Origin of the sequence: Providencia vermicola, assembly GCF_010748935.1 — a bacterium.
Classification (GTDB): domain Bacteria; phylum Pseudomonadota; class Gammaproteobacteria; order Enterobacterales; family Enterobacteriaceae; genus Providencia; species Providencia zhejiangensis.
The window spans coordinates 3,088,051-3,112,787 of record NZ_CP048796.1; the positions used below are offsets into that span (position 1 = coordinate 3,088,051).

16 protein-coding genes are annotated in these 24,737 nt (G+C 41.4%); 5 read left to right on the forward strand and 11 right to left on the reverse strand.

Annotated elements, in window-relative coordinates; translation table 11 throughout:
• Positions 1 to 139: 139 nt before the first annotated feature.
• Genes pqiC through rlmKL form a run of 5 tightly spaced genes read right to left on the reverse strand, consistent with a single transcriptional unit; the run spans position 140 to position 7,679 of the window.
• A complete protein-coding gene (gene pqiC / locus G3341_RS14010) occupies positions 140 to 697 on the reverse strand; it encodes a membrane integrity-associated transporter subunit PqiC (protein WP_154623431.1) in 558 nt (185 codons plus the stop codon).
• Entirely contained in the window at positions 697 to 2,346 is a 1,650-nt protein-coding gene (gene pqiB / locus G3341_RS14015; protein ID WP_163862606.1) for an intermembrane transport protein PqiB, read from the reverse strand. The genes pqiC and pqiB overlap by 1 nt, the downstream gene beginning before the upstream one ends.
• Positions 2,343 to 3,617 (reverse strand): membrane integrity-associated transporter subunit PqiA, encoded by a 1,275-nt coding sequence (gene pqiA / locus G3341_RS14020; RefSeq protein ID WP_154623430.1) that lies wholly within the window; start codon positions 3,615 to 3,617, stop codon positions 2,343 to 2,345. Before pqiA ends, pqiB begins: the two co-directional genes overlap by 4 nt.
• Before the next feature lie 33 nt (positions 3,618 to 3,650).
• Complete coding sequence (locus G3341_RS14025) at positions 3,651 to 5,558, reverse strand: ABC transporter ATP-binding protein (RefSeq protein ID WP_163862610.1); 1,908 nt, start codon at positions 5,556 to 5,558, stop codon at positions 3,651 to 3,653.
• A gap of 12 nt (positions 5,559 to 5,570) precedes the next feature.
• Positions 5,571 to 7,679: a bifunctional 23S rRNA (guanine(2069)-N(7))-methyltransferase RlmK/23S rRNA (guanine(2445)-N(2))-methyltransferase RlmL gene (gene rlmKL, locus G3341_RS14030; RefSeq protein WP_154623428.1), complete on the reverse strand. Its 2,109-nt coding sequence runs from the start codon at positions 7,677 to 7,679 to the stop codon at positions 5,571 to 5,573.
• Positions 7,680 to 7,778: 99 nt separating this feature from the next.
• Here rlmKL and G3341_RS14035 point away from each other — a divergent pair, with 99 nt between their 5' ends.
• Entirely contained in the window at positions 7,779 to 8,894 is a 1,116-nt protein-coding gene (locus G3341_RS14035; RefSeq protein ID WP_154623427.1) for a YcbX family protein, read from the forward strand.
• A gap of 87 nt (positions 8,895 to 8,981) precedes the next feature.
• Here G3341_RS14035 and G3341_RS14040 read toward each other — a convergent pair whose 3' ends face one another.
• From G3341_RS14040 to pepN, 3 genes are all read right to left on the reverse strand, one after another.
• Entirely contained in the window at positions 8,982 to 9,527 is a 546-nt protein-coding gene (locus tag G3341_RS14040) for a cell division protein ZapC (protein ID WP_154623426.1), read from the reverse strand.
• Positions 9,528 to 9,812: 285 nt separating this feature from the next.
• The gene (pyrD, locus tag G3341_RS14045; protein ID WP_154623425.1) at positions 9,813 to 10,823 is read right to left on the reverse strand and encodes a quinone-dependent dihydroorotate dehydrogenase; all 1,011 of its coding nucleotides are present in this window, start codon (positions 10,821 to 10,823) and stop codon (positions 9,813 to 9,815) included.
• A gap of 412 nt (positions 10,824 to 11,235) precedes the next feature.
• Positions 11,236 to 13,854, reverse strand: coding sequence for an aminopeptidase N (gene pepN, locus G3341_RS14050; RefSeq protein ID WP_154623424.1), 2,619 nt, complete (start codon positions 13,852 to 13,854; stop codon positions 11,236 to 11,238).
• Between the two features lie 552 nt (positions 13,855 to 14,406).
• On the opposite strand from pepN, the gene pncB reads away from it, so the two are divergent.
• The 4 genes from pncB (at position 14,407) to G3341_RS14070 (ending at position 20,548) form a co-directional block, all read left to right on the forward strand.
• Positions 14,407 to 15,621 carry a nicotinate phosphoribosyltransferase gene (pncB, locus tag G3341_RS14055; protein WP_154623423.1) on the forward strand — a complete coding sequence of 405 codons (1,215 nt, stop codon included), beginning with the start codon at positions 14,407 to 14,409 and terminating at the stop codon, positions 15,619 to 15,621.
• Positions 15,622 to 15,955: 334 nt separating this feature from the next.
• On the forward strand, positions 15,956 to 17,356 hold the full coding sequence (asnS, locus tag G3341_RS14060) for an asparagine--tRNA ligase (RefSeq protein WP_154623422.1): 1,401 nt from the start codon (positions 15,956 to 15,958) through the stop codon (positions 17,354 to 17,356).
• 530 nt (positions 17,357 to 17,886) lie between these two features.
• A complete protein-coding gene (gene ompC / locus G3341_RS14065) occupies positions 17,887 to 19,002 on the forward strand; it encodes a porin OmpC (protein ID WP_272657905.1) in 1,116 nt (371 codons plus the stop codon).
• A 355-nt stretch (positions 19,003 to 19,357) separates the two neighbouring features.
• Positions 19,358 to 20,548: an amino acid aminotransferase gene (locus G3341_RS14070; protein ID WP_154623295.1), complete on the forward strand. Its 1,191-nt coding sequence runs from the start codon at positions 19,358 to 19,360 to the stop codon at positions 20,546 to 20,548.
• Between the two features lie 125 nt (positions 20,549 to 20,673).
• Here the strand turns inward: G3341_RS14070 and G3341_RS14075 are convergent, their stop codons facing one another.
• The 3 genes from G3341_RS14075 to ldtD all read right to left on the reverse strand — a co-directional run bounded on the left by G3341_RS14075 (position 20,674) and on the right by ldtD (position 24,343).
• The gene (locus G3341_RS14075; RefSeq protein WP_163862612.1) at positions 20,674 to 21,321 is read right to left on the reverse strand and encodes an MBL fold metallo-hydrolase; all 648 of its coding nucleotides are present in this window, start codon (positions 21,319 to 21,321) and stop codon (positions 20,674 to 20,676) included.
• A gap of 327 nt (positions 21,322 to 21,648) precedes the next feature.
• Complete coding sequence (locus G3341_RS14080; RefSeq protein WP_154623293.1) at positions 21,649 to 22,197, reverse strand: YcbK family protein; 549 nt, start codon at positions 22,195 to 22,197, stop codon at positions 21,649 to 21,651.
• A 418-nt stretch (positions 22,198 to 22,615) separates the two neighbouring features.
• On the reverse strand, positions 22,616 to 24,343 hold the full coding sequence (gene ldtD / locus G3341_RS14085; protein WP_163862615.1) for a L,D-transpeptidase: 1,728 nt from the start codon (positions 24,341 to 24,343) through the stop codon (positions 22,616 to 22,618).
• Positions 24,344 to 24,737: the final 394 nt, after the last annotated feature.

Here is a 24,737-nt window from a genome sequence, read left to right on the forward strand (position 1 = left end):
AATATATTAATATCATATTCCTTATAGAAGTTCATAGTACGATAATTTATATTTGAATGATTTATAAGCAGTTTTACAAAAAAAATGCGCCTCCGTTGATGAAAACACGAGGCGCATTTATCCGTAATCATAGTGTTAATTAGGGTTTGCTGATCTCTTTCGCTATCCCATCTGCCACTTGCTGCCATCCTTGCGATAAGGTGCGCACCAAATCAGGATAACCATCTTCTTTTTGTTCAAGCTGTATATCAAAGTTACGGCGGATCACTTCACGACCATTCGATAATGTCCAAAAACCTTGTACTAAAACCATCCCATCATAACGCCCATTAAACGCGGTCAGCGTGATATCTAGCGTATCAGGTGAATTCTGTAGCGGCTGTAGAGACACTAAGCGCCCCGGTAACGCAGACGATAGTTCACTGACCATGGATTGTCCTAACTGCTGTTCAAGTGGACTAGCCCATAAGTGTGAGCTTGCATTACTGTAGCTGACATCCGATGTCTGGTAAGTAATGCCGTTTGATGTCAAAACATCAGCCAACATAACTCGTTGCAGCCAAATTTGATTTTGTTGCCCCATCACTACCGCTGTTTGTGTTGCCGGCGCTTTTACCGGCAATTGGTAGTACATTTTTTCAGGGGTGCTGCTACAAGCCGCCAGCATTAAAACAAATATCGATACCAGATATCTCATTATTTTTTCACTCCTTTAGGCACAGGATCCTTCGACGGCTCGGCCTCGAATACTAAGGCATTACTCTTATTATTCAACGTCCGTAATAATGGCTGCACTTCCCTAAGCACCTGATCTAAACGCTGCATATTATCAACCATCTTATTATATGCTGGTGAGCCAGGTTGGAACCCTTGCATTGCTCGATTCATCTCGTTCAAGGTTTTTTGCAAGTCTCTAGGTAAGTTCTGGAACTCTTTACTGCCCATGACTTTATTCAGTTCAGCCAGCATCACCTGCGCTTCTTTAATCGTTTTCTGCCCTTCAGCCAGTGTTTGGGTCGTTTGATTCAACATAGGCTCAATCGGCATACTATTGATTTTATCCAAGACTGAAATCACTTTTTGCTGAATTTGCGCCAAACCACCACTGGTTGTTGGAATCACTTTATAACCAGCCACCACATCAGGCCCTTTATAATCCGGTACGTTAGGCACGAAATCAAGGTCAACAAACAGCGCTCCTGTCAGTAAGTTACCTGATTTCAGTGAGGCACGAAGCCCATCTTTCATCGCTAATTTCAGTTCATTTTTCAGATTGAAGTCAGCACCCACATCTTTCCTGAATCGTTCTGGCTCTATATGGATTAATACCGGAATGCGGAAATCATTATCCAGTTTCTGATCAAGACCTTCAGTATAGAAAGGCACTTGAGCTACTGTACCTAAACGGATACCACGGAATTCTACAGGCGCCCCAGGCTGTAAACCTCTTACTGAATCCGAGAAGAACAGAACAAAATCTTGATACTCGGTATACAGGGAATTTTGGATACTACTTTGGTTATCAAAGAGTTTAAATTCCGTATTTTCTTTCACCCCTTCACCGGGGACCCAACCTGCTGGCACATCAAAACTAACCCCACCAGCAAGTAAGGTTGCTATTGATCCCAGCTCCACATGAATACCTTGCGATGACATATCGAAAGCGATGCCGCTATCCTTCCAAAAGCGCACATTGGTGCTAATGAGCTTATCATACGGCGCATTGATGAATAGCTGATAGCGCATATCACGCTTATCCATGTCAAAATTACTGGTTTCAACAGAACCGACACGATAGCCTCTAAACAAGACAGGGTCCCCAGGATTCAATTGACCAGCACGATCACTCACCAATATCACTCGGATCCCTTTTGCATCAGGAGAAGCTAACGGAGGCGAATCTAACAGCGTAAATTCGTTATGCTCTTTTGATGAACTACCGGGTTGTAATTCAATGAATACCCCTGATAGCAATGTTCCCAGACCTGTCACACCTTCACGGCCGATAGCTGGTTTCACAATCCAAAAAGCAGAATCAGTGCGTAGCAAATCTTTCATATCGCTATTAAGGCGAGCCTTAATGACAACTCGGCTAAAGTTGTCGTCTAATGTCACACTTTCAACGATACCAATATCTACACTACGGCTTTTAATCTTGGTTTTACCGGCTTCAATGCCTTCAGCATTATAAGTAATTAACGTCACTTCAGGGCCTTGATGGCTGAAGTGATAAAATAATATCCAAGCACCAATTAAGACAGTGATGATAGGGATCACCCATACAGGTGACCAACTTTTCAGTTTACTGACTTTGGCATTGGCCTGTGGCGTTTTTTGTTCACTCACCCGATGGCTCCTTCTTGTTCAACAACTTTTATTGCATTTTTCTTTTCGCAGCGATCCCATGTCAGTCTGGGGTCGAAAGTCATCGCAGCAAACATCGTTAAAATGACCACGACGCCAAAGAAAATAACGCCCTGTGCAGGGACGATACTCATTAATTGCCCCATTTGAACTAATGCAGCCAAAATGGTAATAACAAATACGTCAATCATTGACCAACGACCTACATATTCAACTAATTCATAAATAAAGTGCATACGATGGGGGTCTCGATTGCCATACCCCTGAGAATCAAGGCATAGCCACGCAATACCTATCATTTTTAATGAAGGTACCATAATACTGGCAATAAAAATCACTAACGCAACGGGATATGAACCATCCCCCCACAATAGTATTACGCCATCCATAATAGTCGCCGGCATGTCGCTACCCAGCATATTGGTTGTCATGACAGGCAGCAGATTCGCTGGGATATACAATATAAAAGAAGTCAATAACAGTGCGGCTGTCCATTGTATGCTTTGATGCTTACGCACACTACCATGTGCATGGCAGCGAGGACATTGAGATTGCTCAGCGGGTAAAATCGCTGTACACACTAAGCACAACCGAACATTTTGACTGATCCCTGTACGTCCAACCTCTAGCTTTTGTGCCAATTTTGGGGCAGGTTCGATTTTGTTCCACATCCAGTGCCTATCAAGGCATTGAAACGCCCTCACTTGTAAAACACAAAATAAACAATAAGGCAAAAAGCTTAATCCAACGCCAATATCCCCATAGGCAATCAGTTTCACGAAACTGACCAGCACGCCCGCAAGGAAAATTTCTGCCATACACCAAGATTTCATTTGAAACAGGATACGGCTCATCCACACTTTAATCGGTTTTGGTACATACACTTGCATACCAAAGAGTATGATAGTCACCATACAAAAGGCGGGGATCACTAATGAAAAAAACAGAAAGAATAGAGCCAACCCGCTGTAACGGGTTGTCGCGATAATCTCTATAATTTGAAATAAAGAGATTTCATTTTCGATTCCGGCCGCACTCATTTTGACAAATGGAAACATACATGCAACCAGCAGCATGATTAATGCACTGAATGCATATGCCGCTGGCTGCTTATACGGATAGCGCCACTTTGCAACCAACACAGTATGGCAACGTGGACATGTAGCTTTAGTGCCTTGCTCTAATTCAGGCACTGCAACTAACATGTCGCACTGTGTACACAGCACATGTTCATGAGACTCATGAGAGCACAAGGTGATTCGCCCCTTCTATTTTTGATCTATAAACTAACTATTTTTTAATAGTTCAAGTTCTTGCCAACGATCAAATGCTTGTTCTAGCGCTTGTTCTTTCTCAGCCAATGCATTTAATGTTTTTTCTGTAACATCATGAGGCTGATTAAAGAAGTCTGCATCACTGATTGTGGCTTGCAGTGTTTCAATTTCGCTCTCAAGTTGCTCAAGCTTTGATGGTAATTGTTCTAATTCACGTAGTAAATGGTAGCTAATCTTATTATTTCGCTTTGTAGGCTCTTTTACTTTAGTAAATTTCTCTTCGTCCGATATTTTACTTTGTTGCGTGGTTTTCAAACTCACGGTTTGTGCTTTTTGCTGCTGAGCGTCAAAATATCCCCCCGCGTAGCGATTGATCACCCCGTTGCCTTCAAAAATCCAACATTCCGTGACGCTATTGTCAACAAACTCACGGTCATGGCTGACTAATAGCACTGTGCCTTGATAGCTGTCCACCAACTCCTCTAGTAGTTCTAGAGTTTCCACATCAAGGTCGTTAGTCGGTTCATCGAGGATCAATAAGTTACTGGGTTTTAAAAATAATCGAGCAAGTAATAGCCTATTACGCTCTCCCCCCGATAACGCACGAACCGGAGTCATCGCACGTTTCGGTGGGAACATAAAGTCTTGTAGATAACCTAAGACATGGCGTGGTTTGCCGTTCACCATCACCTCTTGCTTTCCTTCTGCTAGGTTATCCATTACTGTTTTATCGGGATCGAGAGCCGCACGGTGTTGATCGAAATAAGCGACCTCTAACTTAGTGCCGCAATGCACCTTACCACTATTGGCTTGTAAGTCTCCCAACATTAATTTCAGCAGCGTCGTCTTACCACAGCCATTTGGCCCCACTAAGGCAATTTTGTCACCGCGCATCACTTGTGCACTAAAATCTTTGACTAAGACTTTGCCATCAATGTGATAGTTCACATTTTCGATCTCAAACACAATTTTTCCTGAGCGAGCCGCTTCTTCAACTTGCATTTTTGCGCTACCCAGTACTTCACGACGCTGAGAACGTTCAACTCGCAAAGCTTTTAACGCACGCACACGCCCTTCATTACGCGTACGTCTTGCTTTGATGCCTTGACGAATCCACGCCTCTTCTTGGGCAAGTTTGCGGTCAAATTCTGCATTTTGCATCTCTTCTACACGCAAAGCTTCCTCTTTTGCGATCAAATAGGCATCATAATTACCCGGCCACGATGACAATTTGCCTCTATCGAGATCAACAATACGTGTTGCCATATTGCGGATAAATGAACGGTCATGGGAGATAAAGACGATACTACCTTGGAAATCTTTCAGGAAATTCTCTAACCATAAAATGGTTTCAATATCCAAGTGGTTAGTCGGCTCATCAAGAAACAATACACGTGGATTGCTGACTAATGCACGGCCCAATGCCGCTTTGCGTAGCCAACCACCTGATAATGAAGACAACTGCGCATCCGCAGGAAGATCCAGTTTTTTCAATACGTCACTAATACGAGCATCGAGTAACCATAAATTCCGACTATCAAGAACCTCTTGTAATTCAGCTAATTTGTTTAAATTCTTTTCACTTGGATCGCTTTCCACCAATTTAGACACATGATGGTAATCTTTAAGATACTCAGCTTGCTCCGCAACCCCTTCCGCAACAAAATCAAAAATAGTCCCTTCAATATTACGTGGTGGGTCTTGTTGTAAACGGGCAACAATCAGATCTTGTTGATAAAGAAGCTGCCCATCATCAAGCGGCTGCTCCTTCGTTAATACACGCATTAATGTGGATTTACCTGCACCATTACGGCCAACTAAACAAACACGTTCATTGTCTTCAATATGAAGTTCAGTACTATCCAATAAAGGTGCATCACTAAACGATAAATATGCACCTGACAAATTAATTAAAGCCATTGATTTTATCCTTTACGCTGCGTGGCGTATCAGCCAGCAGTTATGAATCTGACGGTTACGAGCAAAGTCTTCTGAACGTGTTTTCGCTGTAATTTCTTCGGCTTGTAATCCAAGGTCGCTCAGTGCTTCGCTATCCATTTTAAAACCTCGCTTATTATTGGAAAACATAATCGTTCCCCCACGGCGTAACATGCGTTTTAAATGGCTGATCAACTGGATATGATCACGTTGCACATCAAAAGTACCGTCCATTCGTTTTGAGTTTGAAAAAGTGGGTGGATCAATGAAGATCAAATCAAATTGTTCATGACTATTTGCTAACCAATTCAGGCAGTCCGCTTGAACCAAACGATGTTGACGTCCAGTTAAGCCGTTTGCTTGTAAGTTTTTCTCTGCCCATTCTAGGTAGGTACGAGACATATCCACCGAGGTTGTACTTTTCGCACCGCCCAAACCCGCATGGACGGTGGCTGAACCGGTATAACAAAACAAGTTCAAAAAGTCTGCACCGCGGCTCATTTGCCCTAACATACGACGAGCAATACGATGGTCTAAAAATAACCCAGTATCAAGATAATCCGTTAAATTGACGAGCATTTTAGCGTTGTATTCTTGCACTAAAAAGAAATCTTCTTTTTGTGCCAATTTTTCGTATTGCTGTTTCCCCTTCTGGCGTTGGCGCGTTTTTAACACCAGTTGGTTGGATGATAGCTGCAATACGTTCATTGTCGCCGTGATAACATCAAATAGTCGTTGACGAGCTTTGCGCTCATCTACCGTTTTCGGTGGGGCATATTCTTGGATAACGACTTTGTCACCATAGATATCGACGGCAACATTGTATTCAGGCAAATCCGCATCATAGACGCGGTAACAATCAACACCTTGCTGTTTAGCCCACTTGCTGAACTTTTTGTGATTTTTACGTAGACGATTCGCAAAATCTGGTGAAATTTCCCCCACGGTTTCAGACGGGGTCTCAGCCAGAACATAATTTTTTTGTACGCACTCCAATGGCCCATTTTTCGCTTTAAATTCACGTTCTGAACGCAATTGCAAACAGCTTAAAAGCTCTGGGGAAGCACTAAAAATGGATAAACGCCACCCTGGAAAACGTGATTTAACCACACGACCTAATTGGCTATGCAACGCAATCAACGCAGGCTCACTTTCAAGACGTTCACCATAAGGAGGGTTACTTAAAATAGTACCTTTATGATCCGTTTTAACCGGGTTTTCAAGCATCGCCGCATCGCCTTGATTCAAGCTTATCAATTCTTGAACCCCAGCTCTGCGCGCATTAGAACGCGCCATATCGAGTACACGTTTATCAATATCAACGCCATAAAAACGCGAGGTTGTTTCTTTCAAACCTTGACGAAAACGTACCTGAGCTTCTGTGATCAGTTCACGCCATAATTCAGGATTATATTTTGACCATGCATAGAATCCCCAATGTTCACGATATAAACCAGGGGCTCTATCCGCCGCAATCATTGCCGCTTCAATGAGCAATGTGCCTGAACCGCACATAGGATCGACAAGAGGCGTATCTTTTTGCCAACCTGAACGGTTTATAATCGCAGCCGCTAAATTTTCTTTTAATGGCGCTTGGCCCGCTAAATCACGATAACCGCGAATGTGGAGTGCATCACCACTTAAATCAAGCGCGACACTCGCCCTCTCTTTATTTAAATAAACGTTAACACGAATATCGGGTTGTTGCCGTGCAACATCTGGCCGCTGGTCTAATTTACGTACAAAGCAATCGACAATCGCATCTTTAACTTTTAACGCCCCATATTGGCTATTGCGGATTTCGTCATTAGTACCACTAAAATGAACTGAAAATGTATCATTAACCGAGAAGATTTCGGTCCAGTCAATGGCCTGTACACCAAGGTATAAATCTAAGTCGCTGTAAACGTCAAACTCATTCAATGGTAATAAGATACGGGATGCCAGCCTGCTCCAGAGCAGACTCTGATACATCACCCGTTCATCAGCCTGAAAATAGACACCCCCTTGTGCAATTTTGCACTGGCTAGCGCCCAGAGCTTCTAATTCGGATTTCAATAGTTCTTCAAGGCCACGAGCTGTGCTGGCAAACAGAGAATTCATAGTATTTTTTACCAATTTGGATGAAAAATTGTTGCGCATTATAGCTAATCTTATGGAGTTGTCATAAAGTTGCTCAGCAACAATTATAAGGATTAAATAATGATAACGCTTTCACGCCTTTATACCCACCCAGTCAAGTCCATGAGAGGCATACGTTTGTCTCATGCTTACGCTGATACCAGTGGATTAATCTTTGATCGTAATTTTATGGTAACAACGCTGGAAGGTAAATTTATCACCGCGAGAAAATACCCTCAGATGTTACTATTCACACCAGCAATGTTAAATAATGGTCTTTATCTTAAAGCACCCGATGGCGAAAGTGTGACGGTATTGTATCAGGACTTTGATGAGAATCAGAGCCCAACTGAAGTTTGGGGGAATCATTTTCATGCCTTGATTGCACCCGAAACGATTAATTCTTGGTTGAGTCGCTATTTTGAGGAGCCTGTTCAACTTCGTTGGATAAGCCCTCATCTGTCTCGCCGAGTCAAAACCATGCCCGATGTTCCAATGTCTTTTGCTGACGGTTACCCCTTCTTATTAATTAATGAAGCCTCAGTGCAGGAACTCCAAAAGCGCTGCCCTGCCAGCATTAAACTTGAACAATTTAGAGGTAACCTGATCATCACAGGTGCGCAACCTTTCGAAGAGGATACTTGGAAAAAAATCCAGATAGGGGATGTCATCTTTACCCTTGATCGCCCATGTAGCCGCTGCATTTTGACCACCGTGAGTCCAGAAAAAGGCATAAAGCACCCTAATAGTGAGCCTCTCGCCACTTTGCAAACGTTCCGCACCGCTGAAAATGGTGATGTCGACTTTGGCCAAAATGTGATTATTCATAATACCGGAGTCATTCGTGTGGGTGATGAAGTTACCGTACTCGAAAAGAAACAACCTAATCGCTATATCCCAAAAGAAAGGGAAACAGGCAGCAAGGCGACCGGTACAACCACACCACTAAGCACAGTGACCATGACTTTTGAACATCATGATTATGAAGGGAATAACCAAGAAGTCATTCTTGAACAATTAGAAGCAAAAGGAGTATCGCTACCTTATTCCTGTCGCGCAGGCATTTGTGGTCAATGCAAAATAAAGCTGCTCGAAGGAGAAGTGACACCATTAAAACAGAGTGCAATTAAAGGTGATGGCTATATATTAGCCTGTAGTTGTATTCCTAAAAGTGCAATTAAATTAGCTTTACGTTAGTTTTTAAACACCATCATACCAATAATTATTTTAATGATGGTGTTATGAGTCATATTAAAAAAAACATAAACGATCAAGGATGATCAATTAAATGACATTGCCATACAATAAGCGATTAGACTTGCGCTTATATTCCCTCATACGATCGTTCATGATCTTAATGGGATCACAGAAGCGTAATTTACGATCTGGTAATTCTAATTGTGCTTCTGCCAATAAACATAAACTTGCCGATGCCCCCGCTTCAGCAATAATAAATGTGGCAATATTGCGGGTGCTTTCTAAACAAACTTGAATAAGCTGGCCTTGAGCTGGCTGTTTAATATCGTGAAAAGATGAAAAATACCAACTTTTTGGCATTTGTGGTTTTAGAAAACGAAATGCCACTAAACTATTGAGCACTAATTCGGCTCTTTCTTCATTGGATAAATTTAATCTTTTAGCCTGTTCGTCGAATATATAAAACTCAGCAGCATCTTCAATACTAAAAGGCATTTCATCACGCGCAAACGCAGTTAGCATTTTTGCGGGAAAACATGAGCGAAATATCATGCCGTTGGCGAGATCCAACATCACCCTATCATGGTCATGATCAAAATACCAACGCCAATGATCATCAGGTTTTATTATCATAAACGATCCCTTAGCGATTTATCGGTATACTCACCATACTTGAAGTTGCTAGTTGAGCCGATTCTATTAGCCTAATTATATTATCAGCGCTTTTTAACGAAACGAATAATGTGACTTAACAGCTACGTGCAACTCAAATTAGTCAGAGTACAAATACATTTTTTAGATAGAAATATAAATAATTCGGTTCTAAAAATGTCAAAATGATTTAAAAATAAGCATCCAACTCAATATAGATTAAAAGGGAGCATAAATAAAGCCCCCTTTAGGTAAATTTACAGTTAACTATATATGGTTCACAATATCTTTAATTAACTTTGGACCATTATATATAAAACCTGAATAAATTTGGATCAATGATGCGCCTGCATCCATTTTCTCACGTGCGGATGTTAATGAATCAATTCCACCCACGCCAATAATTGGTAACTTGCCATTTAATTCACGAGAAATGATCCTAATAACTTCAGTACTTTTTAGTTGCACTGGGCGTCCACTTAAACCACCAGCTTCATTACAGTGATTTAAACCTTGGACTAAGGAGCGATCTAAAGTGGTATTCGTGGCGATCACACCATCTATATTATGGCGAACTAAACTATCTGTAACTTGTATTATTTCTTCTTCGCTTAAATCCGGGGCAACTTTAACGGCAACAGGAACATATTTTTGATGTTTCGATTGTAATTCCAACTGCTTTGTTTTTATTCCGCTTAACAAATCGTCCAAAGCTTCTCCATATTGCAGCGTGCGTAAACCCGGCGTATTTGGTGACGAAATATTAATAGCAATATAACCTGCATGTGTATAAACCTTATCCATGCAAATTAAATAATCATCCTTACCTTGCTCTACTGGCGTATCTTTATTTTTGCCAATATTAATTCCAATCACCCCACCGTAGGTTGATTTTTTGACATTCTCAACAAGGTTATCAACACCTTTATTGTTAAACCCCATACGATTGATCAACGCTTCTGCTTCAACTAACCGAAACAGCCTTGGCTTGTCATTACCAGCCTGCGGTCGAGGAGTGACGGTACCGATTTCAACAAAACCAAAGCCCATTGCACCGAAAGCGTCAATACATTCGCCATCTTTATCTAACCCTGCGGCTAGACCAAGTGGATTTTTAAATGACAGCCCCATACATTGAACAGGTTTAGTCGCCACCGATTGGCGAAGAAGACATTTAAGAGGAGAATTATTTAAGCGCTGAAGCTGACGGAAAGTCAGTTCATGGGCTTTTTCTGGGTCGAACTGGAATAGAGCCTTGCGGGCAAGGTGATATAACATATCCAATAACCTATTTCTGTCTATACCTGCCATACTTTAAGCTGAAATGCGCACTGATGCTTAACGCCAACAACTTAAATTACTTTGTGTATAAAGCGATTAAAAGACACAATGTTCCGCGCATCAAAACACCCAACAAATAAAATTTGCTGAGCCTATATTAAGCAAAGGGAACATTTTCATCCGATAAAACGCGACATAGATTACCCTATCTTGCGCTACTTTTTCTATGAAAAAATCAATTTATTGCACACAAGCTGATTAGTCGGGAGTTAACAAAGCGGATTCACCCATTCGAAACGCCCTATCATGAATAACACCCTGCCAGCTTTTTTGTGGCGGATTGAAAAGAACAAGCCCTTGAAAAATATTCTCAAGGGCTTGTATTGGTTACTGATTGGTTATGAGAAACTTAGCTCTCAAGTGCCTTCGTCACTTTTTCAAACAGGTCACCGGATAGGTTATCTAACCCTTTCAACTGCTCTAAAGTATTACGCATTAGACTTTGACGTTTTTCATCAAAACGTTTTAAGCGGATCAACGGCTCAATCAACCGTGATGCAACTTGAGGGTTGCGTGTATTTAAATCAACTAAAATGTCATACAGGAACTGATAACCGCTTCCATCTTGTGCATGGAATGCAGACGGATTACCAGAAGCAAACGCACCGACTAGAGAACGAACACGGTTCGGGTTACTCATACTAAACGAACGGTGAGTCAACAAGCTCCGCACTTTTTCCAATACATCGGGCGCTGGGCTAGTGCCTTGCAGCGTAAACCATTTATCCATCACCAAGCCATCATGATGCCAACGTTCATCAAACGCAGTCATCAACGATTCAAGGCAAGGTAATTGAGATTCGCTCGCTGCTGTCAATGCGGCCAATGAATCCGTCATATTGTCAGCCGATGCAAATTGCGTAGAAACTAATTTATCCGCCAGCGCCTGGTCATCCCCTGCTGCAAGATATTGCAAGCACACATTGCGTAATGAACGTTTCGCAATATCACCATGATCAACACGGTAACCATCAATATGAATTGATTGATAAACGGCTAAGAACTCATCCGCCATTTCCACGGCCAATTGATGTGCAATAAAATCAGCGACAATGTGGATAGCATCAGGGTCGATAGTTTGAAAATACTCCGCCATCTCATTCTCAGAAGGCAGTGTTAAAATCAATGCGGCCAATGCTGGATCGATAGAATCACTCAATAACACCGCTCTAAATGCATCAATCACATGCTCAGGCAAAACGAATTCTTTGCCCGCTTGATGATTCGCAACATTGAGCTTCACATAGTTACCGATCAATTGCTGAGCCGCATCCCAACGAGAGAACTCATTGCTTGCATATTGCATCAAAAAGGCAAGTTGCTCATCACTATATGGATAATCTAATTTAACAGGTGCAGAGAATTCACGTAATAATGAAGGAACCGGACGGCTAGGAACTTCATCAAAAGTGAACGTTTGTGATTCTTGTGTGACGTTCAACACTGAATTGATATGGCTTCCCATATGTTTCAACGGGATAATAGAACCGTCTTCAGCATATAATTCAATATCTAACGGAATATGTAACGGCAGCTTTTCCGCTTGATCCGCTGTTGGTGGCGTCATTTGTCTAACATGTAATACATATTCTTGTTTTTCAGGGAAATATTCATCACGTACCGTTAAAACAGGCGTACCTGATTGGCTGTACCAGCGACGGAATAACGACAGATCCACATTCGAGGCATCTTCCATGGCTTGCACAAAATCATCACAGGTCGCAGCACTACCATCATGGCGATGAACATACAACTGTATCCCTGCTTGGAACATCTCTTCGCCTAATAATGTGTGGATCATTCGAATGACTTCTGAACCTTTTTCATAAACGGTTAAGGTATAGAAGTTATTCATCTCAATCACTTTTTCAGGACGGATCGGATGTGCCATAGGGCTAGCATCTTCAGCAAACTGAGCAGCACGCATCACTTTCACATTATTGATGCGGTTGACAGAACGCGAACCGAGATCTGAACTAAATTCTTGATCGCGGAAAACGGTTAAGCCTTCTTTTAAACTTAATTGGAACCAATCACGACAAGTAATACGGTTCCCTGTCCAGTTATGGAAATATTCGTGGCCGATCACCGATTCAATATTTAAATAATCTTTATCCGTGGCAGTCTCATTTTTCGCGAGCACGTATTTGGAGTTGAAAACATTCAGACCTTTGTTTTCCATCGCGCCCATATTAAAGAAATCAACCGCGACTATCATGTAAATATCGAGATCGTATTCCAGACCAAAGCGCTCTTCATCCCACTTCATCGCATTTTTTAGGGATTGCATTGCCCATGGCGCGCGGTCAAGGTTGCCTTTATCAACAAAGAGTTCTAAAGCCACTTCTCTGCCAGTGCGTGTAATAAAAGTATCGCGAAGCACATCAAAGTCACCAGCGACTAACGCAAATAGGTAGCTTGGTTTTGGGAAAGGATCTTGCCACTTAACCCAATGACGTCCATCATCCAGTTCACCTTCAGCGATGCGATTACCATTAGATAATAAATAAGGATAACGTTGTTTATCCGCAGTAATCGTCGTTGTGTAACGCGCTAAAACGTCAGGACGATCCTGATAATAAGTGATATGACGGAAACCTTCAGCTTCACATTGTGTACATAGCGCATCCCCTGAAACATATAAACCTTCTAGCGCTGTATTTTTTTCGGGGCTGATTTCATTCACAATATGTAATGTGAAAGCTTCAGGTAAGGATTCCAATATCAGCTTACCGTCTTGCTCTTGATAATGCGTCCAAGACTGACCATCCACTTCGACACTGATTAATTTCAGGTCTTCACCATGCAGTTCCAGTGTCGATGATTCTGGGTTAAGGCGTTTTACTTGGCTAATCGCCGTGACAACCGTTTTTGCTGGGTCGAGAATAAAATCGAGATCAATTTCAGAGATAGTATAATCAGGGGCTTTATAGTCCTGACGATATTTCGCTTGTCGCAATTGGGTCATAAGTAACCTTTTTTATTCGTTAATTCGATACAGTCGTTTATCATTTATTCTTTATATTACTATACGCTGCTGCAACAAAAATGCCTATGAGAAACAATTGCATCATATTATGTTGCCTATTTATGACTATCAGTATCAACAATTGTTAAGAATTGGTTTGCTCGTTGATGCTATAACACTGTTAAATAGAAAATTACGTGTTAGTATCATTTCATACCTGATGACTAGTATAGATATATTAACGCTTGTTAAATAACCATAACAGCCAGTATTCCATCCTAGTCAATCATGTCAATGATGATACGTTCAAGGGGAATCTAAGCGATAAGAAAGGTATCGCAAGGAACAAAATAGCCGTCGATGATGAGTATAGACAAACTTAATCATCACGCTATCACTTGAAATGTGAAGGGTATAAATAAATATTGGAAGAGCTCACATAGATAAGAGTGATGCAATAAGGCTTCTATCTTCTGCTAAAGTGAGTATACTTTTCCAACTTTAAACGATTTAGCTAATAAGTAGATAGCTCCGCGAGGACGCCTGCGCGCCATGAATTTAGACGCTACCCCCATTATTACATCACTGCTTGACACTGATGCTTATAAGCTTCATATGCAGCAGGCCGTATTTCACCATTACAGCCAAGTTCCGGTTGTTGCCGAGTTCCGCTGTCGTAGCCGTGAAATTTTAGGTACTTATGCGAATGAAATCCGCCAGCAAGTCCAATTGATGGCCCATCTTTCACTAACTAATGAAGAAGTTAATTATTTAAGTGGTCTTCCTTTTTTCAAAGACGACTATCTTGCTTGGTTAAAAAACTTCCGTTTTAAGCCAGAACAAGTGGACATTACCCTTGCAGATGATGGGCAGCTCGCTATCCGTATTAGCGGCCCATGGTGCGAAGTCATTATGTGGGAAGTCCCACTGCTTGCTTTGATCAGTGAAATTGTTCAACGCGATAGACACCCACAGATTACCCGCGAGGATGCGGTGAGTCAGTTAAAAAAATTACTGACCGTCTTTTATGCCCAAGCGGCCGAAAATCATATCGACCTTAGCCATTTTAAATTAATGGATTTCGGCACCCGTCGCCGTTTTTCCTATGATGTACAATCCGCTATCGTTTCCATGCTCAAAGATGAGTTTCCTTATCTTGTCGGCACCAGTAACTATAAATTGGCTCATGAATTAGGATTAGCCCCTGTTGGTACGCAAGCTCATGAGTGGTTTCAAGCTCATCAACAAATCAGCCCTGAACTCGCAAATAGCCAACGAGCCGCATTGCAAAGCTGGCTCGATGAATACCCCGATCAACTCGGTATTGCTTTAACAGACTGTATTACGATGGATGCTTTTTTGCGTGATTTCGATGATAATTTTGCGAAGCGCTACCAAGGACTACGTCATGATTCGGGTGACCCTATCGAATGGGGTGAAAAAGCCATCGCACACTATGAAAAATTAGGCATTGATCCAATGACGAAAACATTAGTGTTTTCTGATAGCTTAGACCTGCAAAAATCATTGGAGCTGTATCGTTATTTCCATAAGCGTATTAATCTGGTATTTGGGATCGGTACAAGGCTCACGTGCAATATTCCCGGAGTCGTTCCTTTAAATATCGTCATCAAATTGGTTGAATGTAATGGCAAGCCTGTCGCAAAACTGTCTGATAGTCCAGGCAAAACCATTTGTGAAGATGATGAGTTCGTTAATCAACTGCGTAAAGCTTTCGACCTACCGAAAATGGAAAAAGCCTGTTAATGGCATTTTCAGCCTGTGTGATACTCAAGCGCCTTCTTTTTGAGTATCACACAAAAAGTGCCATCTTCATTAATATTCATAGTAGATGATTATATTTACTTGCTATTAGAGCCCTAACTAAGGTATAGCTAGGGACTACGACCTTTCTGGTAGAAAAGTCACGATTTTTTACTTGTTTCCTGCCTCACGGCAAGTAACATAGAACATCAATCTTGAAATAGAGAATTTCAGGAAAACAAATACTTTCACTGGTCATATCAATATGGTTGATAAACAATCAGAACAGTGGAAATGTCATCGTTAATTTCGTTTATATAAAAAGAGAGTAATTTTTATGATCGTTGCGCCTGTAGTCGATGTACTGCAAGGCCGTGTGGCGGTGGGCTCTGAAGTCACCGTTCAAGGCTGGGTACGTACAAGGAGAGATTCAAATGCTGGTTTTTCTTTCCTCGCCGTTTATGACGGTTCCTGCTTTAACCCATTACAGGCTGTCATCAATAATAATTTATCTAATTATAACGACGAAGTCCTGCATCTGACGACAGGCTGTTCTGTTGAAGTCACGGGGATCGTGAAAGAATCACCAGGCCAAGGCCAATCTTTCGAGTTAGAAGCAACAGCAGTTAAAGTGGTAGGTTGGGTTGAAGATCCTGACACTTACCCGATGGCGGCAAAACGCCATAGCGTTGAGTATCTACGTGAAGTCGCACACTTGCGTCCACGCACTAACTTAATCGGTGCAGTAGCGCGTGTTCGCCACACGCTTGCCCAAGCATTACATCGTTTCTTTGATGAGCAAGGTTACTTTTGGGTTTCAACCCCAATTATCACAGCATCTGATACCGAAGGTGCGGGTGAAATGTTCCGTGTTTCGACACTGGACTACAATAACCTGCCACGTAATGACAAAGGTGAAGTTGATTTCAGTGAGGATTTCTTTGGTCGTGAGTCCTTCTTAACCGTATCAGGACAATTGAATGGCGAAGCTTATGCTACAGCATTAAGCAAAGTTTATACCTTTGGCCCGACTTTCCGTGCAGAAAACTCAAACACCAGCCGCCACTTAGCGGAATTCTGGATGGTTGAGCCGGAAGTGGCTTTCGCTAATCTTGATGATGTGGCGGGTCTTGCAGAACAAATGCTGAAATTTGTCTTCAAGGCAGCACTTGATGAGCGTCGTGATGATCTCGAGTTCTTTGCTCAACGTGTCGATAAAGACGTCATCAACCGTTTAGAAAACTTTGTTAATTCAGATTTCGCGCAAGTCGACTATACCGATGCGATCAAGATCCTAGAAACTTGTGGTAAGAAATTTGAAAACCCAGTGTACTGGGGGGTTGATATGTCTTCTGAGCATGAGCGCTATTTGGCTGAGCAACATTTCAAAGCACCGGTGGTTGTTAAAAACTATCCTAAGGACATTAAAGCTTTCTATATGCGCCTTAACGAAGATGGCAAGACAGTGGCAGCAATGGATGTACTCGCCCCCGGTATTGGTGAAATCATCGGTGGTTCACAACGTGAAGAGCGCCTTGATATGTTAGACGCACGTCTTGATGAAATGGGAATGAATAAAGAAGATTACTGGTGGTATCGCGATCTACGCCGCTATGGCACAGTACCACACTCTGGTTTTGGCCTTGGCTTCGAGCGCTTAGTGGCTTATGTCACTGGCGTTGGTAACGTTCGTGAAGTCATTCCCTTCCCACGTACGCCAAGAAATGCAGCATTCTAAGACTTATTAGCCTTATCTTTTATATCGAATATCGGGTCGCTATAGACCCGATATTATTTTTAATATCTTTTATTACTTTTATAATATTTTCAAAGGCTATAACCACGTTGACACCAGTGTACAAATTAACACCATTTTTTAAGCCAATTTAATTTAGATCAGAAAAATCTGCTTTTTTCCTCATTTCTTGTCTTATCTATAAGCAAATCTGTCAATTATACTTATCTAAATTGTTCAAAAAAAGCGCAATTTAACCTCTCAAAAAGTTCCCTAAATTTTGTAATTATTTTTAAACTGGTCATACCTGCGGTTGTTTTTTGATCTATTTTTTACATTTTGAAACACCTTGTTACCATTTGTTTCAGAATCTTTATTTTTGTAGCACTTTGAGGGTAGATAAATTTATTTACCAATGGAACACTGGACGCCGACATAGACGACACTAATCTCTCATAAATAGTTCCAATTTTTTTTGAGAATTATTTTTGGCAGTGGCAGGTGTCCGAATAACACCAATGAGGGTAATAATAATGATGAAACGCAATATTCTTGCAATGGTTATCCCAGCTCTGTTGGCTGCAGGCGCAGCAAACGCAGCTGAAGTATACAACAAAGACGGCAACAAACTAGACGTTTACGGTAAAGTTGACGTTCGTCACTATTTTGCTGACGCTGATAAAGGTAAGAAAAGTGAAGATGGCGACGATTCACGCGTTCGTTTAGGCCTGAAAGGTGATACTCAAATCACTGATCAACTGACTGGTTTTGGTCGTTTCGAGTGGGAAACTAAGACTAACAAGTCTGAAGGTCACAACGAAAATAAAAACCGTCTAGCGTATGCTGGTCTGAAATTTGCTGATTTCGGTTCAATCGACTACGGCCGTAACTACGGTGTGGTTTATGACACGAACGCATGGACCGACGTATTCCCACTGTGGGGCGCGGATACTATGGCTCAGTCTGACAACTTCATGACTAGCCGTAACCGTAACCTGTTAACTTACCGTAACAACAACGCATTCGGTTATGTTGATGGCCTGAGCTTCGCTCTGCAATATCAAGGCAAAAACGGTGACAACAACAAATCATCTTCAGGCGATGCTGCTAAAGACAACGGTGACGGCTACGGTTTCTCTGCAGCGTATGACTTAGGTTGGGGCGTATCACTGGGTGGTGGTTACTCTAACTCTTCTCGTACTCCTAATCAGCAACATGACACAACTGCTGGCGGTCAAAAAGCGCAAGCATGGAACGTTGGTGGTAAATTCGACGCTAACAACGTTTACTTAGCAGCTATGTACGGCCAAACTCTGAACACAACTCGTTATGGTTCAGACGACAGTATCGCTAACAAAACTGAAAACGTTGAATTAGTTGCTCAATACCTGTTCGACTTCGGTCTGAAACCATCTATTGGTTATAACCAATCTAAAGGTAAAGACTTAGGCCGTACTTATAATGGTAAAACTTACAACAACCAAGATCTGGTTAAATACATCTCTGTAGGTTCTTACTACTACTTCAACAAAAACATGTCTGCAGTTGTTGATTACAAAATCAACCTGCTGAAAGACAACGACTTCACTCGTGAAAACGGTATCAACACTGATAACGTAGTTGGTCTGGGTCTGGTTTACCAGTTCTAATTATTGTTTAAACAATAATTCAGACAACAGTGAAATCTGTTTTGAAAAGCAACGCTTCGGCGTTGCTTTTTTTGTTGTGTGACGCGCTATTTTTATCCTTATTTGTCCCTTTACCCTCGTACACTCTCTCCCTAACCACTAAATCCTGCATTAAGATCAATTATTAATCTAAAGTGTCGATACGTTAGAGAAAATCGCTGCATTTAGTGCGGTTAATGGTCAGATCCCATGCAATTTATACCTACATCACAAGATCTTACCAATTTTTAGTAAAACGGTTGGCAAATTGTTTTCTGCGCGTTAACCTGAGCACTCAACATTTTCGGCTTAACAACTGAGCTTTGGAATCGACAACATGTTTGAAAAAATTACTGCTGCCCCTGCTGACCCTATTTTAGGCCTTGCTGATAGTTTCCGTGCTGACCCTCGTGATAACAAAATTAACCTCGGTATCGGCGTTTACAAAGATGAGTCTGGTAAAACTCCAGTTCTAGACACTGTGAAAAAAGCAGAAAAATTCCTGCTTGAAAATGAAAACACCAAAAACTATCTTGCCATCAGTGGGATGCCAGAATTTGGTCGTGTCACTCAAGAGCTGTTATTTGGTAAAGAGCATGAAATTGTCACTTCTCAGCGTGCTCGTACTGCACAAGCGCCGGGCGGAACTGGTGCTCTGCGTATTGCGGCTGATTTTATCGCTAGCCAAACCAACGCTAAGCGTGTTTGGATAAGCAATCCAACTTGGCCAAACCATAAAAATATTTTTGAAGCTGCTGGCTTAGAAGTCCTGACCTACAACTACTATGATGCCGCTAATCACGGTATGGATTTTGATGGCATGCTAAACAGCCTATCTGCTGCCGTAGCCGGTGATGTTATCGTTCTGCATGGTTGCTGCCATAACCCAACTGGCATCGACCCAACGGTAGAGCAATGGACTAAACTGTCTGCACTATGTGCTGAAAAAGGTTTACTGCCAGTGTTTGACTTTGCTTACCAAGGGTTTGCAAAAGGTTTAGATGAGGATGCTGAAGGCCTGCGTATCTTTACTAAACAAAATCCAGAAATGATCGTAGCAAGTTCTTATTCGAAAAACTTTGGCTTATATAATGAGCGTGTCGGAGCTTGCACCATTATTGCTAAAGATAGTGATAATGCAGAGCGCGCATTTAGCCAAGCGAAAGCCGTTATTCGTGCTAACTACTCAAACCCACCAGCACATGGTGCCGCTGTCGTCACAACCATTTTATCTGATGATGCCCTGAAAGCTGAGTGGATCCAAGAATTGACGTCAATGCGTGAGCGTATTAAACGTATGCGTCAGTTGCTGGTAAGCACACTTGAAGAGAAAGGCGCTAAACAAGACTTTAGCTTCATCATTAACCAAAATGGTATGTTCTCCTTCAGTGGCCTGACAAAAGAGCAGGTAGAGCGTCTACGTAGCGAATTTGGTATCTATGCAGTGAGTTCTGGACGTATTAACGTCGCTGGCTTAACACTCGAAAATATGGTTCCACTGTGTGAAGCGATCGTTAAAGTCATCTAAGTTGTAAAACAATCTGAACAGCAAAAAGAACGATACATATGTATCGTTCTTTTTTTTATTAATGAATACCGTGTCTAATTATAAAACGCCCCACTTAATGAGGCGTTTATTGTTCAAATTGTTAATTACCAAACAGGTAAGTCATCCTGCAAGAACGGGTTTGTCTGCCGCTCATGACCTAAATTCGACATAGGACCGTGACCGGGTATAAATTGATACTCATCGCCAAGTGGTAATACTTTATTTTTAATCGATGCAATCAGTACTTGATGGTCACCACGAGGGAAATCACTACGCCCTACACCCCCTTTAAATAATACATCCCCCATGGAAATCAGTTTATCTGCATGATTAACAAATATAATATGACCAGGTGTATGCCCTGGACAATGCAGAACATCAAAAGTTATTGGGCCACAGCTCACCGTCTGCCCCTCTTCTAACCAATAATCAGGTGTAAAGTCAGGACAGCCTTCAATATTAAACATCGCATTTTGTTGTGCCAACGCCTCAATCCAGAAAGCATCTTCCTTTTGCGGACCATAAATAGGTACCGAAAAATGTTTGGCAATAGCCGCGGTAGCTCCGATATGATCGGCATGCCCGTGGGTAAGAAGAATTTTGCTGAGCTTTAAGCCACGTTCTTCAATCGCAGCAATCAGTTTTTCAGCCTCACCGCCTGGATCAACAATCACGGCTTCCATTGAGTTTTCATCCCAAATCACCTGACAATTTTGCATAAAAGGGGTTACTGGGATAATCGTATATTTCATCGAACATTGACTCCGCATCTATGCTACATAGGCTTACGCCGTCTGAGTAACAGAATAATAAAAAAATAATTATTAGGAGCATACAGAAGTCAGAGAGGTGTGTAAATGAAGGGAAGCAATGCGCATAGAAACACGGAAAACAGTCATAACGCTCACCACTTAAAACCAGATAAAGCGACGTTAATTGACTGACAGGTATTCTCAATAATTCGCGTTGCAGCTAGGCGACAAGTAAGGGTATCCCGAGGAGCATACAAAAGCATGTGGCTCGGGTAACCGAGCGTAGTCAACAATGCTGCGACGTGAATTATGACGAATAACCCAAACCTACCAAGTCCGTGCAGGCCCCGTATCTATATGAACAAAATTACTTCTTGGATAATAACCAACACCACCCGCCTTCATTTTTAAAGCTGCTTTACGAATGTTACTGAGTTGGATACCTTCAATATGGAAATCCATCGCTTGCCCGCGTGTATGGTAGCTCTTTTTCGCCACACCACTACTGCTTCGACGCAATGCATTATTAGTTTCAAGTGAACGATAACCTGAAATCAGCTGAATAGGCTTATTAGTTCCTAACATAACTTGCAGCATATAGATTTGATCAAATAATTTAGGGTCTATCGTTTTGATTTTATCGCTACGGTGATCACGGAATAAATGATTTAATCGGGCTAGTTCTGATTTATTATAATGGCGTCCATCAAAAAACTCTGTTTTTAAAAATTCCCCGGTATTGAGGTTTTGAAAACGCAAAATTTTTGGTCTAGGCGTCGTCATAGCGGCAAAGACATGGTTAGGTAATAAGCTCAGCCCAAAAGCAGCTGCACCAACACCTAACCATTTGCGGCGGTTTTGGTCAATGATATCCATAGGTAGTAGCTCAATTTCAATTAATTAAATATACTGATAATGTTTCAAAGCACTGCGTTATTCACTATCTGTTGCAAGCCGATTGACATAAATACTTATGTTTTCTGACTGACTTCATAGCCGCCTAGCTGAAACTCAAAACAATTAGTATTAGGAACAAAATTTATACTAATAATCAGTCTAACAAATGATATTTAACTTGAATGTATATTAATGTAAATAAATAGGTAAATAAGCGCAAATTTTACATATCATCATCCAAATAGTGACCTGTATCACTAATAATTAGCGAAATATACTCCTTTCATCCTCTGATAATGACTGAAAATTTAGCAGATTAATTTAACGACACACTATCCCCTATCTACCAACAATCAATGGTACTACGGCAGGAAGAAAAATCCCCCTGCCGCTAAGCTTAGTGTAAGAAACTTTTAATGACGGGCAATTGCTTTTCCACATTTTCAATACTGTTATCATATTGATAAATATCTGCACGATACTGTGGCTTTTGCTCTTTATCTACCCAAGCTGTTTGATAGTAAAGATAAACAGGGATACGATCTGGAATATTAACATAACGTGTACTGCCTGCTTTTACGGCTCCATCTATACGCTTTTGCTCCCAGCCTGCATCACCTAATAAAATACTTGCCAACTCATTTGCTTTATTGACTCGAACACAACCGGAACTGATAGCACGTGCGCTACGATTAAATAAACTGTGATTCGGCGTATCATGCAGATAAATCGCATCCGAACTTGGCATATTAAATTTATACCGGCCTAATGAGTTCGTTGGCCCCGGCGCTTGGCGGATCCGATAGGGAAAATTCGCTGGGGTAATTTCATCCCAGTTAATTGAATACGGATCGATTTCAAATGAGTCCTGCCCCCAGCCCGAATAGACGGTGTAACCCTTACGGCTAAAATAACTGGGATCCTGCTTACCACGAGGTGCGATATCTTTACGAGCCATGCTTGTTGGAACGCTCCAAGGTGGATTAATAACAACGTTATTTAATGCACTGCTCATAATCGGCGTCTTCCGGTCGGGACGCCCCACAATCACCTTTGAATCCAAAATAACGTCATCATTTAGATAAAAATTTAATGAGAAAGCGGGAATATTAACTAAAATTCCTGTTCCACTATCTTCAGGAATGATACGTAAACGTTGAATATTCAGCGCCATTAGCCCTGCTTTTTGCTGAGGCTTCATATTGAGCCAAACTTTGGTTCCTTTACCCACCATACCATCGGCTTCTAGCCCATAGCTTTGTTGAAACTTCTTCACAGGTTCAATCAAGTCTTCACTGTATAAACGGGCTTGGGCAGTTGCTTTTGCTTTCTCTTCCTCGCTTGCTGCTGCATCTATCTCAGTAGAGATAGCGGCAGCATCGATAAATCCTTGGCGGTATAAGATTTCACGCAAAGTGATAACATCATCACTCGATTGACCCGGTTTCAGTGTTTTGGTCTCCACTAATTCCAGTCCATCATCGTTCATGTTAAGTTGTTTCAACATTTCTTGACGCATAGGTTGATACAACGCATGTTGTGGCGCCTGAGCCTTTACCCATTCGCTTAAATTATTTTCAGCCACTGACTCTAGCCATGGTTTCATTTGCTCAACGGTTGGCGCGCTAATGTTATACGGCTTCTTTTGGTATAACCAAAATTGCCCATTCGCTGAAACCCCTGAAAGGTACTGCAAATACCCCAACATCGCATCAGACAGCATCACATCTCGGCCTAACTCACTTAATTGTGTATTTTCTAATGCGACTAACCATTCACTAAATTGTGGCTGCACCCCAGAAAGAGCCAGCTCTGCTAATTGTTGTTGGAATTGTTCAATAGCCGTTTCATCTTGCCATAACAATTTCATTTGCCGATCTGCGTAGATCTTGGCAATTTGCGATGAAAAAACGGGTTTTACATCAGCAGGTAATGAGGATGTAATTTGCGCTAAACTTTCAGCCGGTGTCATTACCACGGTAGGTGTCGCAATAACCGCTTGTTGTGGTGCCGTTTCTTCAGCTAGCACTTGCCCATTATCTTGTGCGGAAAGTACTGGGAGCTGTATCGACAATAGCCCACAAATTATTGAGAGTTGCAGCACTTTCACTCTTTTCTTTGCCATAAATCCACCTTAAGTCACGACATGGATAACAATCATTTTTATTATATTGAATATTTATTGTATTTAAATTTGAAAAGAATGTTATAGGAATTAGCTAATTTTGTCTTTAAATAAGCGTCAACATTTTTCTTACTCTGCATGAAAACAGAATAATTTTAGCAAATGAAAAATAGAATTATTTAGCTTTTGAGTTTATGTAGAAGACTGATAAAAAAACTGCTTTTAATTAATCACTCCAATGTCAAAATAAACTTATTCAGTGTATTTGATATTCAATATGACTTAAGAAGAAAAATTTGAACGTGGGATATTGTTACAATGTACTGTCCATTTTTACTATCACAATCGAATGCCGTATCATTTTTTGACTCAAAAAATTAAAGACGCTAAGCGC